Origin of the sequence: Streptomyces sp. URMC 126, from assembly GCF_051386555.1 — a bacterium.
GTDB lineage: Bacteria > Actinomycetota > Actinomycetes > Streptomycetales > Streptomycetaceae > Streptomyces.
Genome location: NZ_JBPQTX010000784.1, coordinates 1 through 283 on the forward strand (window position 1 = coordinate 1; position 283 = coordinate 283).

The 283-nt window shown below is 73.1% G+C and carries 1 pseudogene; it reads right to left on the reverse strand.

Features of this window, described 5'->3' with window-relative positions:
* Positions 1-283: pseudogene (locus ACSNOK_RS33905) on the reverse strand (transglycosylase SLT domain-containing protein); the annotation flags it as partial.

The following is a 283-nucleotide window of genomic DNA, read 5'->3' on the forward strand; positions in this document are numbered from 1 at the left end:
CGTAGGAGGCCGGGATGCCCTTGGCCTTCATGATGTCCAGGGCCTCGGAGATCCAGCCCTCCAGGTCGTCCGCGTACGCCTTCGGCGCGGGGGCGGCAGCGGGCTTCTCGATGGGCTTGCGGGCGGTGGAGCGGTTCGCGGCCTGCTTGCCGGCGCGCTCCTTGTCCGCCTTCGCTTCGGCCTTCGCCTTCGCCGCCTCGGCCTTGGCCTGCGCGGCGGCCTTGTCGGTGGCCTGCGCCCGCTCGGCGTCCTGCGTCTGGGCGAAGCTCTCCACGCTCTGCGC